A 16,841-nucleotide genomic window follows, 5' to 3' on the forward strand; every position below is an offset into this window, starting at 1 on the left:
GCAATACGATAAAACAAAACGGACATAGGTCTGGTGCAATTTATTTTAACTAAACAGACAAAAAATGTAATCCTATGGCTATTCATTTTTGGGAGTATGTATTTAATGAATTGAAGGATAAACGTTTGCAGAAGTCAGATGCGAAAGACCTGATACGGCAATTCTATTATCATCAGCATGGATCCGGTTTTGAAGTACCTTATTTACATCCGTTGTTACATACCAATAGTTCTACGCTGCAGGAACAACGTTTCACCAGTTTGTTCAACGGAGAGGAGTTTTTTTTAAGAGACCATGTCATGAACGGGCGGAGGATATTGCCCGCCGTGGCTTATCTGGAAATGGCACGTACGGCCATCGCATTGGGCAATGAATTGCCGGCAGACGAGGTGGCTGCCATCGGATTGAAAAATGTTATCTGGCCGCAACCGTTAATAGTAGGGGAAGACCCGGTGAAAGTACATGTTGGGTTGTATGAACAGGGGACAGATATCAATTATGAAATTTATACGCATGATAAAGAGGGGGTAGAATTATTGCATGGGCATGGAACGGGATACCTGATAACAGCTATTGCGACACCTCCCGTGTACGATATAGCAGCTGTGCAGGCGCGTTGTACCAACGCACATTTGACCAGTGAATTATGTTATACGGCTTTCGATCGGATCGGACTCACTTATGGACCTGGTCACCGGTGTATAGAAGATTTATGGCTAGGCGAAGGAGAAGTGCTGGCACGACTGGCATTACCTGCCATTACCAATGATACCGGATATGTGTTACATCCCGGACTGGTAGATAGTGCTTTGCAAAGTTGTATCGGGTTGTTTTGGAATGGTGCGGCGGATACGCCTGGAAATTTACTGATCCCCTTTAATATGGACAAAGTATTACTGTATGGCAGCACCGCGCCGGGAGGTATTTACTGGAGCAGCGTTCGTTGCAGTGAGGGCAGCAGTACCGATGCTACTACACCCAGGCTGGATATTGATATCGTGGACGATACGGGTAAAGTGCTGATCAGTATACGTGGTTTTGGCATACGTGCTTTGGGGAACCAGAAAAAAGAAATACCTGTCAGTGCTGCCACCGGCGTGTTTTTATATGAACCTGTTTTGTCGGAAGATACAACGACCTATATCCCCGAAGAAGAGCGGATTGTTTTCCTGTGTGAATTGCCGGAGGATTTACAGACAGCAGTGGCAACAACCATCGGAAATGCCCGGTGTATTTCATTACAAGCTACCGGAGATATGGATGTACGCTATCATACCTACAGTGAACAGTTATATACCTGCTTGCAGGAGTTGCTGACAGCACCGCCACCCGGTGGTGTTGTTTTGCAACTGGTTACCGGCGACAGTCCGGCGAGCAGGATGTTTCAGGGATTGGGGGCATTGTTGCGTACAGCTACAATGGAGCGTTTGAAAATCAGGAGCCAGCAGATCAGGGTGCCCAATACCATCGATGGAGCACAGCTCCTGGAAATATTAGCGGCAGATATGGCTACTGCAGATAGGGAAATCAGCTACGCAGATGGCATAAGATACAAAGGAAGCTGGCAGCAGATAGCCGCTGCAGACGATCCGGTACTACCCTGGAAGGCCGGAGGGATCTATGTTATTACCGGTGGCAGCGGAAAGCTGGGGCAATTGTTTACAACAGAAATTCTGCAGCAGGTACCGGATGCACATGTGATCATCACCGGTCTCCGGGAGCAGGTAGATATGGATGTCGCCGGCGTGGATTACCAGATCTGTAATATAAAAGAAAAAACAGAAGTAGATGCACTGTTTGATTGGATAGAAGATACCTATGGCCGCGTAGATGGAATTATTCATGCCGCAGGTATTCTCCGCGATGCGCTGATCACGAATAAAGAAATGGCGGAAGCCGCGCTGGTAATGGCGCCTAAAGTAAGTGGCCTGCTACACCTGGATGAACGTACCGCACAATATGAACTTGATTTTTTTGTTTGTTTTTCTTCGGTAATAGGCGCATTTGGTAATGCCGGGCAGGGAGATTACGCGCTGGGAAACAGTTTTATGGACCATTATGCTTTATACCGGAATGAACTGGTGGCGGCAGGCGTGCGCAGTGGCCATACTTTATCCATCAACTGGCCGCTGTGGGAAGAGGGAGGTATGCACGTAGATGCTGCTTCACTGAGTTTGGTGAGGCAAACCTATGGTGTTACCCTGTTATCCGGAGCAGATGGACTGCACAGTTTTTATCGGGCTTTACATACCCGGTTGCCGCGTGTCCTGGTGTTGAGCGGAGAGCCGTTAAAGTTGCAACGGTTGCTGAACGAGGTGAATACCACGTCGCAACCGGAAAAAATAGTAAAGCCGGATGTGGTATCTACAACAACGGCTTTATCTGCAGATTCCTTAAAAGACCATGTACGGCGTTTGTTGTTGCAGGATATATCGCGCCTGCTCAGCATTGACATAGACCAGCTGGATATAGATAATCCTTTGAATGAATACGGATTTGATTCCGTACAACTGACAAGATTCTCCAGTGAACTGAGTACGAATTATGACATCATATTAATGCCGGCGTTATTTTTTGAATATCCCACGATCAATGCTTTTACGGGGTATTTATGTGATACTTATGGAGACACCTTTGCTGCCAAACTGCAAATGAAAATAAATAAACCAGCCACGCAAACAATCGCCATACCATCTTCCGCCACGCCGCGTACGGCATCACCACAACGTCGTAGCCGTCATCACCAGCGTAACGGTAGTGTACCGGCGCCAACATCCGCTGTGGCTACCAACATTGCCGTGATTGGTATGAGTGGCTGTTTTCCGCAGGCAGCAGATATTGTCAGCTATTGGCAAAACCTGGTGGAGGGACGTAACTGTATCAGTGAGGTGCCGCCGGACCGTTGGGACTGGAGCGCCGTCAGCCGGCAAACAGTGGAGCATGGCTGCATGCAATGGGGAGGATTTATAGAGAGTATCGCTTCATTTGATCCCTTGTTTTTTAATATTTCTCCCAAAGAAGCCATCTCCATGGACCCACAGCAGCGTTTACTGATGGAATATGTATGGAAGGTAATAGAAGATGGAGGATATAGCACCACGCAGTTAGCCGGCAGCAATACCGGATTATTTATAGGAACAGCCTGTGGCGAATATTTACAGCTGTTATCACAGAGTAATATGGAAATAGAAGGGTTCAGCACTACCGGAGTAGTATCTTCTGTAGGGCCCAACCGGATGAGTTATTTCCTGGACCTGCATGGCCCCAGCGAGCCGGTGGAAACAGCTTGCTCCAGTTCCCTGGTGGCTATTCATCGCGCCGTGGAATACATTCAGCAGGGACATGGAGAAATGGCGATAGCCGGCGGCATAAATACCCTCGTCAGCCCTGCGGCCTATATCAGCTTTGCGAAAGCGGGCATGCTGAGTCCTGACGGACGTTGTAAAACGTTTTCCGCAGCAGCAGATGGATATGTACGTGGAGAGGGAGTAGGCATGCTGCTACTGAAAGAATTAAAAGCCGCAGAGCGGGATGGAGATCATATTTATGGGGTGATTCGCGGTACCGCAGAAAACCATGGCGGGCATGCCAGTTCACTCACGGCGCCCAGTACCAAAGCCCAGGCTGCCTTGCTGCAAAAAGCATATCAGCGCGCAGGCATCGCCCCATGGACGGTGGGTTACATAGAAGCGCATGGTACCGGTACCCGATTGGGAGATCCGGTAGAAATAAGCGCCCTCAAGGCAGCGTTTAAGGCATTATGTGAAACCGCCGGTGGTACGCCGGAAAAGCTGAAAAAAGGGAATTGTGGCATTGGTTCTGTGAAAAGCAATATCGGCCACCTGGAACTGGCGGCCGGGGTGGCGGGAATCATCAAAGTACTGTTGCAGCTACAGCATCAGACGCTGGTGAAAAGTTTGCATAGTGAAACACTGAATCCTTATCTCGAATTGGAAGAAAGTCCGTTTTACGTAGTACAGGAAACACGCCCCTGGGAAGCGTTGTATGATGACAATGGCATCGAATTGCCGCGAAGGGCAGGGGTCAGCTCTTTTGGGTTTGGTGGCGTGAACGCGCATGTAGTACTGGAAGAATACAAAGCACCGGTTAAAGAAAATAGCTATGTGCCCGGAACGGCTTTGCTGATTGTACTCTCTGCCCGTAATAACAACAGGCTGCAGGAAGTAGCGGTTGGTTTACAAAAAGCCCTGCAATCCGGCCGATACCAGGAAACAGACCTGGCTTCCATTGCCTATACGCTGCAGGTAGGCCGTGAAGGAATGGAAGAACGGCTGGCCTTTATTGTAACGGGTATGGAGGAATTGCTGCAGGTACTGGACGTGTTTATACGTGGGTCAAAAGATGCGGCGATACCACTATACCGCGGGCAGGTAAAAGGTAACCGGGAAGCGCTGAGTGTATTTGCAGATGAAGATATGCAACAGGGCGTACTGATCTGGATAGAAAAAGGTAAGTATAACAAACTGCTGGATGCCTGGGTGAAAGGATATCCGGTGGATTGGAATCTGTTATACAAAGCAGCCAATCCGGGTCGTATCAGTTTACCTACCTATCCGTTTGTAAAAGAAAGATACTGGATTGAAGGCGTAAGATTTCCTGCCAGAAATAACAAGATTGCCATGACAACAGCGGCGGAATTTGATGAATGTTTTTATGATGAATTAATGGATGAAGTGATCAGTGGTACCACCACCATAGACACCGCTGTTTGTAAAATGAGACAAAGAAATTGAGCTGCCGGAATGTGCTGATTAAAAGATGTAAAAATGTTCTGCCATGGCGATTCACTTTCTGGAATATGTTTTAAATGAGTTAAGAGAAAAAAGATTATGTAAAGAGGATGCTAAAAACCTGATCCGGCAGTTTTATAACCCCTCACATAAAACAGGCGATACAACCGTATTACATCCTTTGTTACATCGCAATACGTCTACACTGGGAGCACTGCATTTCAGCAGTACTTTTAGCGGAGAGGAGTTTTTTTTACAGGATTACCTCGTACACGGACAGGCATTATTACCGGCTGCTGCTTTTCTGGAGATGGCACGTGCAGCTGTGCTGGAAGCAGGTATAGCTGCGGAACAAGCGGCTGTTGCCTTCAATGACGTGATATGGACGATGCCTTTGGTGGCAGGAACAGCAGATACAACAGTGCATATAGCATTATATCAGGAGAGGAGCATCCTTTATTTTGATAGCTATTCAACTGCAGCATCCGGAGCCGAACAACTACACTGCCAGGGTAAAGTGGGGGTTGTCAACAGCGCACCTCCTCCGGTATACAATCTCACCTTGTTGCAGGCAGGTTGTAAACGGGGATATTTATCCGGAGCGCAATGTTACCAGGCCTTTGAACAACAGGGGGTGCTGTACGGGGCGGCCTGCAATTGTGTGGAAGGGTTGTGGCAGGGAGAAGAAGAAGTATTGGTGAAATTATTCCTGCAGGATATGACACAGGAGCAGTATATCCTGCATCCCGGATTACTGGAGGGCGTCTGGCAGGGATGTATCGGTCTTTCCCGGAATGGAAAGGTATTTACAGCAGCTGGTTACCTGATGCCCGATGCAGTAGATAAAGTGCTGATTTATGAAGGAACAACCATCAATCGTACTTATTGGTGCGTGGTCAGGTACTGTACAGATGGTGCGCCATCGGCGACATCGTCCCGGGTAAATATTGATATGTGTGATGATAATGGCAAGGTAATCGTTCGTTTGCTGGGATTGCGTCTGAGGGCAGTAACAGGCGAACTGCATATAGCCGCAGCGACGCCAATACCGACGGAACATGTAACTGCTGCGCCGCCGTCAACATGGGACACGCGGGTGTTACAACTGCTCCTCCGGGAGGTATCCACGCAGCTGGGTATACCGGAAGCGCAATTGAATGGCGATATGCAGTTAAATGAATTAGGCCTGGATTCCATACAGCTGGTACAATTCTCTAAAAAACTGCAGGCCAGCTATGGTATTGTAGTAACGCCGGAGCTATTTTTCGGAGCTCCCACTTTAAAGATATTTGCGGCGCACATTATCAAAACCTATCAGGAGGGCGCAGCAGTGAAATTACCAGGGCTGTTGATGCAGGAATTATTGGCGGCACCTGCAGCTATTACAGCCAATGCTACACGCCCCTCCAGGCGACAGACTGCATCATTGCCGGATACGGTAATGGCAGGCGAACAGGCAGCGGTAGCCGTGATCGGTATCAGCGCCCGTTTCCCCCACGCGGAAGGTGTGACGGAATTCTGGAAAAACCTTACCGAAGAACGGGATTGCATCAGTGAAGTACCCCGGGAACGATGGGATTGGCGCACCCTCAGCGATGAACAGGCAGATGCCGCCAGTCTGCGATGGGGAGGCTTTATCGCCGATATAACTGCTTTTGACGCTGCCTTTTTTAATATTGCTCCGGAGGAAGCGATGTATATGGATCCCCAGCAACGCCTGTTAATGGAGTACGTATGGAAGGTCATAGCAGATGCAGGATACAGTGCCGCACAGTTATGGGGAACCCCAACCGGATTATTTGTGGCGACTACCTGCGGCGAATACGAACAGTTATTATCTGCTGCCGGCAGAAAGCGGGTACCTGCCGGAATGGCTTCCGCCGGACCTAACCGTGTGAGTCGTTTTTTTAATCTGCATGGCCCCAGTGAGCCGGTAGAAACGGCTTGCTCCAGTTCCCTGGCAGCTATTCACAAAGCAGTCGCCTATATTCAGCAGGGACATGGAGAAATGGCTATTGCAGGCGGCATCAATACGTTGCTGAGTCCTGCCGGTTACGGGAACCTGGCGCAAGCCGGCATGCTGAGCGCAGATGGGCGTTGTAAAGCATTTGGGGTGGCTGCAGACGGATATGTACGGGGCGAAGGAATAGGCATGCTGTTGTTAAAAAGGCGGGATGCCGCAGAACGGGATGGAGATCAGATCTATGGGGTGATCCGGACCTCCGCAGAAAATCACAGTGGGTATGCCGATGCGTTCACCGCGGCGGGTAGCCATGTGAAGGCTGCCTGGCTGCAGCAGGTGTATGCACGGGCGGGGATCTCTCCCCGCACAATTGGCTATATCGAAACACATACTACAGGCATCCGTTTGGAAGACGCCGCAGAGATCAATGCCCTGAAAGCAGCTTTCCGGATGTTACCACAACAGGACGACCGGTATCAAAATACACATGGGTATTGCGGACTGGGAACGGTGAAAAGTAATATCGGACATCTTGAACTGGCAGCCGGCGTAGCCGGTTTGATTAAAGTACTGTTGCAGTTGAAACATCAGACGCTCATCAAAAGCCTGCATACAGCCGCATTAAACCCCGACCTGGAGCTTGCAGGAAGTCCTTTTTTCGTGGTGCAGGCTACGCAGGTATGGGAGCCTTGTTATGATGCCGGCGGACAGGCATTACCCCGTCGTGCGGGCATCAGTGCTTTGGGTAAGGGTGGACTGAATGTACATATGGTGGTGGAAGAATATGTAGTGCCGGCTGCAACAACGCCGCAACCGGAAGGCCCTGTATTAATCGTATTGTCTGCACATAACGGCGAGCGGTTAAGTGAACTGGCGCATGATTTATATCAGGCATTGAAGACTGGCCCGTTGAAAGAAAATGACCTGCACGGGATCGCCTATACGTTGCAGTCCGGCCGGGACGTCATGGAAGAAAGAATCGGATTTGTGGCCGATAATATGACGATGCTGTTGCAGGGATTGCTGCAGGTAGCAGGCCAGCCTTCTCCGGCTGCTATACCCTTGTATCGCGGGCAGGTAAAAGAAAAAAAAGAGGTGTTGAGTGTGCTGGCCAGTGATGAAGATATGAAGGAAACCATGCGGGTGTGGCTCGGAAAAGGTAAATATAATAAACTACTGGAGGTCTGGGTAAAAGGATATCCTGTTGACTGGGGATTGTTGTATGGTATCCACAAACCCCGTCGGGTCAGCCTGCCCGGATATCCGTTTAAGAAAGAAAAATATTGGGTGCCGGATACGGCAGCCCATGATGTGGCAGCCCCGTTGGAAAATGAACCGGTGCCGCCGGCGCGCTCACTGGATGAACTTTTATTGTCGGTACAATCAGGGGAAATAGACGTAGGTAAGGCAGATGAAATACTTTATCAGATGAATATTCAAAATAACCTGCTTGAAAAATAATCATTATCGGTTATCCTCTCCGTAAAATAATCATATGGACTCCAAAAGTATTCTGCTGGCCTTACAAACAGGCGAAATAAATTATAGCGAAGCGAAGATTTTATTGTTGAAAATAATGGGGAATACACCGCAGGCAACACCTGTATCGGCGCCCGGCGGTCATAGAATGGATAGCACCTATGCGGCCGCGATAGCGGGTCCGCTGACGCAACAGCTGGCGTTGCTGGAAGAACGCCCGGCTGGATATTTTGATAGGCAGGAAGCAACCTATCCGGAGCTGTTTCATATGAATAGTGTAACAACGGGCACGCCTGTATTTTGGTTGCATGGTGGCGGAGGAGGGATACAGCCTTATATCATGATCGCGCAAATGTCGCAGCGGCCTTTTTTCGGCATACAGGCAAGAGGGTGGATGAAAGAGAACGTAAAGCCAATCCGGGGCGTGAAAGCCATGGCGGCCTATTACGTGGAAATACTAAAAGCGGTACAGCCGCACGGCCCTTACGATCTCGGTGGCTATTCACTGGCAGGATGTCTGGCCTATGAAATGACGGGTCTGTTACAAAGAGCAGGAGAAGTCGTGAATTCCATTGTGATGATTGATAGTTTAAGTCCGGCCGGACTTAAACTATACCAACCGGATCAAAAAGATTATCTGCTGGAGATTATCAATATTTTATTGCTGAACACTGTGATGGCTACACCGGAAAAGTACTACCAGGTAATGATCCGGCGGGAGGAGGTAGATGTCCACGTATCAGATGAGGCCTTCCTTAGCCAGTTGATACTGCTGGCAAAATTGCGTGGGCTGAAAAAAGATACAGCCAGGATAGAAAAAGAAGTATGGATGACGATGGAGGTACAAAAGGCGTATGAAGTGAGTAGTTATCAGCTGGAAGACTTACCTGATCCCACGGGGCTGACCTGTTATTATTTCCGGAACCGGAATGGATTGTTTTACGGCGATATGGAACCTTATCTCTGTATGGCGCCGCCGGTTGTCTCCCTGGATCATATTAACTATTGGGAAGAATGGGAGCAGCAGTTACCGGATTTTCATGTGATAGATGTGAATGCCGCCAATCATATGATTATGCTGGCAGAACAGGAGGTACACTTATCTATCATAGATTTTTGTGCCGCCTTGTATGCAAAGGGTGGCATGACAATAGATTTTCTCCGCTCATTTAAGCGGATCACAAAGAACCGCCATGGAAGCAGGTAATGCCCGTTGTAGTGCAAGATGCATGACCATCGGATTATAATCAATAAATGTATCACAATGAAGATATGTATGTTTCCCGGACAAGGGTCACAGAAAAAAGGAATGGGAGAACAGTTGTTTGTGAAGTATGACGAACTCGTACAGGAAGCAAACGAAATACTGGGATATGATCTGGCAGTACTTTGCGGGAAAGACCCGGACAGACTGCTGAATAACACCCGTTATACCCAGCCCGCTTTATTTGTGGTCAGCGCACTGACCTATCTCGACAGCGTTGAGAAGGAGGGTGAACCGGACTATGTACTGGGGCATAGCCTGGGAGAATATGCGGCGTTATTCGCCGCCGGTGCTTTTTCCTTTGGCGCCGGAGTAAAGCTGGTAAAGCAGCGGGGCGAAATGATGAATGAAGTGAAAAACGGTGGAATGGCAGCTTTGATTGGGTTGAAAAAGGAAGCGGTAGAGAAGATATTGCAGCATCACAACCTGGGCACCATTGATATCGCCAATTACAATACACCGGAACAAATTATTGTTGCCGGGCCCAGGGAAGATATTATGGCGGCTCAGCGAGTATTTGAATCCAATGGGGCGAAGCTGTATTTTCCGTTAAATGTAAGCGGCGCCTTTCATTCCAGGTACATGCAGGAGGTGGCAGCAGCATTTGGGGAGATGATAGCCAGGCATACTTTTACTGCGTTGCGGATACCGGTCATTGCCAATGTGAATGCGCTTCCCTACACCAATGACAATATTGGCGCTTTACTGACGGCGCAGATCACCCAACCGGTAAAATGGTGGGAGAGTATACATTACGTGTATCAGCACACAAAGGAAACGCCTGTTTTTTTTGAAACTGGACCGGGAGATGTATTGAAAAAGATGCTTGACTTTATTCCTGCACTGGCGCCAGCTCCGGCTCCTGCAGCTGTTGCTGCAACCGGTAAAGTGGTGGAGCAACCACAAACAGCTACCGGTTTTTCGGATAAGATTATGCCGGAGTGGATAGGGTCGGCAGATTATAAAAAGGATTACAAGGTAAAGTATGCTTATGCCGCAGGCGCCATGGTACATGGTATTGCGTCGAAGGAAATGGTAGTGAAGATGGGTCGGGCAGGTATGATGAGCTACTTTGGCACTGGCGGCATGAAGGCGCCGGAAGTGGAAAAGGCGATTGTATATATTCAGCAGGAGCTGCAGGCAGGCGAACCTTATGGGATGAACATGCTCAATGGTGCAAGAGAGGAAGAGATGGTAGCCTTGATGCTCAAGTATAATATCAGGAATATAGAGGCCTCCGCCTATATAGAGCCGGGGCCCGCATTGGTGAAGCTCCGTTTAAAAGGCCTGCATCGTAAAGCAGATGGTAGTATAGAAAGCCCCCGCCGTATCATGGCTAAAATATCCCGGCCGGAAGTAGCAGAACTATTTTTAAGCCCGCCATCAGAAAGAATCGTAGCAAAGTTGCTGGCCGATCAGGTCATTACCGCAGAGGAAGCGGCATTGGGAAAAAATATTCCAATGGCAGATGACCTGTGTGTGGAAGCCGATTCCGGAGGACATACCGATCAGGGCGTTGCCTGGGTATTGGTACCTACCATTATCCGGCAACGGGATGCCAGCATGAAAAAATTCAATTATGCAAAGCGTATTAATGTAGGTACGGCAGGAGGAATCGGTACGCCCGAGGCAGCGGCCGCAGCTTTCGTACTGGGGGCAGATTTCATACTTACCGGCTCCATCAACCAATGTACCGTGGAAGCCGGCGTGAGTGAGGTGGTGAAAGATATGTTGCAGCAAATAAACATACAGGATACTACCTATGCGCCGGCTGGCGATATGTTTGAGATAGGCGCTAAAATACAGGTGTTGAAGAAAGGTGTTTTCTTTCCGGCAAGGGCGAACAAGCTATACGATTTGTACAAACAATACAATACTATTCATGAATTAAGCGAAGAAACCAGCGTGCAGCTGCAGCAGAAGTACTTTAAAAGAAGTTTTGATGAAATCTATGAAGAAGTAAAAGCATACTATCCACCGGCGGAAATTGCCCTGGCAGAACGGAATCCCAAACAAAAAATGGCCTATATCTTCCGCTGGTATTTTGGGCATACTACCCGGCTGGCGCTGAATGGAGACAGCAATAATAAAGTAGACTTTCAGGTGCATTGTGGTCCTGCATTGGGGGCATTTAATCAATGGGTAAAAGGTACTGCATTGGAGGACTGGCGTAACCGTCATGTGGATGAAATTGCCCTGAAGATGATGACCGAAACAGCAGTGATCCTCCACGACAGAATGCAATCATTTTATACAACAGGTGGGAAAAGATAATTGGTGCACATCGCAAGTATTTATTCATCTTCAAATATCGGGTTATGCCATTGGATACTGTTCAAGCCATTATCTACAGCGAAATTGAAGTAAATCTGGGCAAGCCGTTGCATGAGTTGCCGGTAGCAGACATCCGGGCTGTATGGGAAGAAATGTTCGCTTATGTGGGAGAAGGACCGGAAATGTTATCGGTCAGCAATGAAAAGGTGGTTACAGCTACCGGTGCTTTTGATATCCGGATATTATTGCCTGCAGCGGATCCCCGGGGTATAATCGTTTTTTATCACGGGGGTGGCTGGATCGCCGGTACCATCGACGAGCACGACACGTTGGGCCGCATGCTGGCCAATCAGACAGGATGTGCAGTGGTGCTGGTGGATTACAGACTGGCGCCGGAACATCCCTATCCGGCAGCAGCCAATGATGCCTATGATGCCTTATGTTGGGTGGCAGAAAATAAGCAGGGCATAGCCGGCAAAGAGGTGCCACTCCTGGTAGCCGGGGAAAGCAGTGGCGGAAATCTGGCTGTGGTGACAGCCTTGCGTACACGGGATCTGAATGGCCCTGCTATTGCGATGCAGATTGTTGTTTGTCCGATCATGGATACTGATTTTACCACCGCTTCCTATCTGGCGCCTGAAAATCAGCGACTCCTGACAAGTGAGGTAATGGTACGGCTATGGAATGATTATGTACCTGATCCGGATGATCGTACACAGGTATATGCGGCCCCGCTGCGCGCGGGCGATTTTTCGGGGCTACCGGCAGCTGTTATACTGACAGCGGGTTTCGATCCTTTGTGTGATGAAGGAGAGGCCTATGCTGCAGCATTGGTACAACAGGGGATACCGGTTGTTTTCAAAAGATATACGCACCTGACGCATGGCTTCTTTGCCCTGCCGAATGTACTGCCTGCCTGCGATGAAAGCATTGCTTTTGTAGCAGCTGCCATTGATATGCAACTGCGTTTAGCCATTACAGATACCACCAATTAACAGGATCGGTATAATGATTTAAAACAGCATGATATGAATGATGATACGGCGAATAGGTTGTCATTACCCGAGATAAGGGAAACCGGTAATAAAATACTGCAGCTCGATTTTACAGATGAACAGCTGCAGGACATGGTGCATGCGGCCAATGTGCCTGCGTTGTTAATGGCAACAATTCACCTGACCGGAGATGACAGCATCCTTACCAACATCACTAGAGGACCTGTTTCTGTAAATATTTTTGATGTCAGTGACGGATTCAGGGAAAATGAAAAAGAAATGGTCAGAAAACAGGCGCTGGAAGTACTGCGCAGCTATCGGCGCCACCCCCGCGCATTACCGGCCTTCCCGGCTGAAAAAATGATGACAGCCATGCTGCATTTCATAACAGGAGAAGTGGTACCTGATAAACAAAAGGAAATGTTGTGGGAAGATTTTTTCGCCGCAGGAAAAGATAAAAAAAGTGTGGATTGGAATAACACCAAAACACCCGTGAGTAAAAGAGCGGGCTTTCAGGTAATGGTGATTGGAGCCGGGATGTCTGGTATCCTGGCAGCTATCAAGTTGCAGGAGGCCGGTATTTCCTTTACCGTGCTGGAAAAAAACAAAGCGATAGGAGGTACCTGGTATAAGAATACCTATCCGGGCTGCCGGGTAGATATCATGAGTCATCTGTATTGCTACTCCTTCGAACCGCTGCTATCCTGTCCCCATTTTTTTCCGACACAGGATTTTATGCGGCAATATTTTACGGATTGCAGCCATAAATATAAGATAGCGCCGCATATCAGGCTGGGACATACCGTTACGGCAATGAAATGGGAGGAGGATCGGCAGGAATGGGAAGTTGGGGTAACGTTGCCGGATGGTCAGACGGAGATACGCAGGTGTAATGCCGTGATCAATGCAACCGGTCAGCTGCATCACCCGGCTATCCCGGATATTCCTGGTATGGCTTCTTTTGCGGGGCCTTGTTTTCATACAGCAGATTATAATCAGGAACTGGACTTATCCGGAAAGCGTGTAGGCGTAATCGGTACCGGCTCCAGTGGTATACAGGTGGCAACAGCGCTGTCCGGCTCAGTCAAGGAATTGCTGATTTTTCAACGTACGCCACACTGGGCTACGCCGGTAGATGTTTATCAGGAAGAAGTGCCGCAGGGAAAGCACGACGCAATGCAGCATATTCCTTATTACAGCAACTGGTACCGGTTGTTGCTGTTCTGGAGAATGGCAGATGGAATGAATCATTACCTGGTGAAAGATCCTGCCTGGAAGTCGAAAGACGAGTCTGTAAATGCGTTTAATGGAATTTTACGCAGTTATCTTATCCGGCATATGAAGAAAGAAACGGATAGCGATCCGGCGTTGATAACCAGGATTGTTCCGGATTATCCGCCCTACGGCAAACGCATGCTGATTGATAATGACTGGTACAAAACATTGAGCAGCCCCCATGTAACCCTCATCAGTGGAGGGGTGCGTGAGATGGTGCCCAATGGTCTGGTGGATCAGCAAGGAGAAACACATAGCGTAGATGCGATTATACTGGCTACTGGTTTTAAACCGTTTCATCCTCCTTTCAGCGTAACCGGTCGGGCGGGTATCACGCTGCTGGATGCCTGGGGCGGCGCGGCGCAATACAGTCCCCGTGCATACCTGGGTATCACCATGCCGGGATTTCCCAATTATTTCATGACCTATGGCCCGAATACGAATGTTGGAACCACTTTCAGTATTATCACCATCAGCGAGTTTCAGGTGCGGTATATTATTACCTGTATGAAAGAGATGCTGGAAAATGATTATAGTGCCATAGAACCGCTTCAAACGGCTTATGCCGCTTATAATGCGAAAGTAGATGCGCAACTGGAGAAACTGGTCTGGAATCATCCTAAAGTAAACAGCTGGTATAACAGCTGGCCGGGAAAAAGAAGTGCCACCAATCTGCCTTTTTCCATAGCGGATTACCGGCAGCTGCTCTTACAGCCGGATATGGCGGCGTTTATTAAATATTACGGCAAGTCATCCCCTCATCCTCCTAATAAGGTTTTACATGACGAAAGTACTGATTGAGCTAAAGCAGGTATCCAAAACATATGAAACAGCTGCCGAACAGGTACATGTGCTGCGCGACCTGAGTTGTAATATCTGCTATGGCGATTTTTTAGTCATAGCAGGGGCTTCCGGCAGCGGAAAATCAACCCTGTTGAATATTATAGGATGTATTGATAAACCATCTTCCGGCAATATTGTATTTGCCGGAAAAGACATTACAGCAGTTCGGCTGGAGGACCTGAATCTGCTGCGACTGAAAAATATTGGCTATGTATTCCAGTCTTTTAACCTGATCCCTGTGTTAAGCGGATACGAAAATGTAGAGTTCCCGCTGTTGTTTAGTAGCAGTGATAAAAAGGCTATCCGGGAAAAAGCGGAACAGATGCTGGTGCGGGTAGGCTTAGGTAACCGGATGCATTATGTGCCGGCCCGTTTATCCGGCGGGCAGCGGCAGCGGGTGGCTATTGCGCGGGCCCTGGCCGGTAATCCTTTGCTGGTGATTGCAGACGAGCCTACTGCCAGTCTGGATGCCGATACTGCTGTGTCGATTGTACAATTGTTGAAAGATCTGAATGAAGAATATGGGGTAACCATTGTATTGGCGACCCATGATCCATTGATAATGAGATATGCCAGTACAAAACTCTTTTTAAAAGAAGGACATCTGGTAGATGCGCATTAAATATAAAAGCTATGCTATTTAGTACCGGGATAAAAGAAGCTCATCACTTGTCCGGCAACCGGAAGCCCCCGGACGCAAAAGGGAAATATGTTGGCAGGCATCTTTATCAGCTGCATAAACTGGGATACCGGAACTTGTTTCGTAACCGCAGGCGGTCTTTTTTTGCCATCTTAATTGCAGCATGTGGCTTTGCTGCATTGGGAATTGCGCTTGGATACTACGATTACTCTATATATGGTTTACAGGAAGCTACCATCAGAAACGGATTTAGTGGTGCAGGCGGCACCGGACATGCGCAAATCAGGGATGCGCGGTTGAAAGAGCGGGAGGAGCAATATTTATATGAATTCGGCATAGCGAATGCCCCCGCACTATTGGACCGGCTGCGCAACATGCCGGAGATAGCTGATGTGTTACCCAGAATTATGTTCGGCGGACTTATTTCCAACGGCGACAAATCCATGCCATTCAAAGGACAGGGCATCCATCCGGATGGAGAATCCCGGTTGCGCAATGGCATGGTAGGGGTAGACAAAAGCATGAAGGCAAGTAGCCAGCTACAACCACTCAACAAAAGTAAAGCGGGTGTTATATTAGGCAAAAGACTGGCACGTTCCTTAAATGCAAAGGTGGGAGATATATTGATGATCTATGGTACTACCGTAGATGGCGCTATTAATGGTATCGATGTAACGCTGATGGATATTGTATCTACCGGTATCAGCGAAGTAGATGAATACTATCTGATGACCACCATTCCGGTGGTACAGCAATTGGTAAATACGGATAAGATAAGTTATATCGCGGTGATGTTCAAAAACAGGGCCCACCTGAACCAGCAACTGGCAGCGCTGGCAGGGCAACTGAAAACAGCCTTTCCGGACTACCGGTTTCAATTGTCGGACTGGAAAAATGATGCGGAATTTTATGCGGCTATCCGGGATACCTATACGGTTATCATCACTTTTATGGGCAGCATTGTGCTGGTGATTGTAGCGCTGAGCTGCTGGAATATTATGAATATGTCTACCATGGAGCGTATCCGCGAAATAGGAACGTTGCGGGCCATTGGTATCAGTATCCATAAAATATCGGGCATCTTCCTGTTTGAAGCCTTGTACATAGGTTTGATCAGTGTTGTTGTTGGGATGCTGCTGCAACTGCTGGTAGCCGCCCTCCTGAATGCCGCCAATATTATGATGCCGCCGATTCCGGGAATGAACAGGGGCTACATATTGCAGATATATAGCCTTACTTTTTATCACCTGCTGATTGCAGTGGGTGTGATACTGGCGATTGCTTTTTCCAGTTTGTCGTCTTTCCTGATCATCAGAAAATTATCTATTATTCAATCCTTGGAACATGCCTGATATAC

General features: G+C 48.4%; 8 protein-coding genes. All 8 read left to right on the plus strand.

Annotated elements, in window-relative coordinates:
- Positions 1 to 74 precede the first annotated feature (74 nt).
- The 8 genes from OL444_RS16230 to OL444_RS16265 are packed head-to-tail and all read left to right on the plus strand — an operon-like array spanning position 75 to position 16,836.
- Positions 75 to 4,754, plus strand: coding sequence for a beta-ketoacyl synthase N-terminal-like domain-containing protein (locus OL444_RS16230; protein WP_264731561.1), 4,680 nt, complete (start codon positions 75 to 77; stop codon positions 4,752 to 4,754).
- A gap of 43 nt (positions 4,755 to 4,797) precedes the next feature.
- A complete protein-coding gene (locus tag OL444_RS16235; RefSeq protein WP_264731559.1) occupies positions 4,798 to 8,175 on the plus strand; it encodes a beta-ketoacyl synthase N-terminal-like domain-containing protein in 3,378 nt (1,125 codons plus the stop codon).
- Between the two features lie 34 nt (positions 8,176 to 8,209).
- A complete protein-coding gene (locus OL444_RS16240; RefSeq protein WP_264731557.1) occupies positions 8,210 to 9,400 on the plus strand; it encodes a thioesterase domain-containing protein in 1,191 nt (396 codons plus the stop codon).
- Positions 9,401 to 9,457: 57 nt separating this feature from the next.
- A complete protein-coding gene (fabD, locus tag OL444_RS16245; protein ID WP_264731555.1) occupies positions 9,458 to 11,731 on the plus strand; it encodes an ACP S-malonyltransferase in 2,274 nt (757 codons plus the stop codon).
- A 44-nt stretch (positions 11,732 to 11,775) separates the two neighbouring features.
- Positions 11,776 to 12,726, plus strand: a complete 951-nt coding sequence (locus tag OL444_RS16250) for an alpha/beta hydrolase (protein WP_264731554.1) — start codon at positions 11,776 to 11,778, stop codon at positions 12,724 to 12,726.
- Between the two features lie 33 nt (positions 12,727 to 12,759).
- Complete coding sequence (locus tag OL444_RS16255; protein WP_264731552.1) at positions 12,760 to 14,802, plus strand: flavin-containing monooxygenase; 2,043 nt, start codon at positions 12,760 to 12,762, stop codon at positions 14,800 to 14,802.
- A complete protein-coding gene (locus OL444_RS16260; RefSeq protein WP_264731550.1) occupies positions 14,783 to 15,466 on the plus strand; it encodes an ABC transporter ATP-binding protein in 684 nt (227 codons plus the stop codon). The genes OL444_RS16255 and OL444_RS16260 overlap by 20 nt, the downstream gene beginning before the upstream one ends.
- 11 nt (positions 15,467 to 15,477) lie before the next feature.
- Positions 15,478 to 16,836 (plus strand): ABC transporter permease, encoded by a 1,359-nt coding sequence (locus tag OL444_RS16265; RefSeq protein WP_264731548.1) that lies wholly within the window; start codon positions 15,478 to 15,480, stop codon positions 16,834 to 16,836.
- Positions 16,837 to 16,841 lie beyond the last annotated feature (5 nt).

The sequence above is a fragment of the Chitinophaga nivalis genome (genome assembly GCF_025989125.1).
Classification (GTDB): domain Bacteria; phylum Bacteroidota; class Bacteroidia; order Chitinophagales; family Chitinophagaceae; genus Chitinophaga; species Chitinophaga nivalis.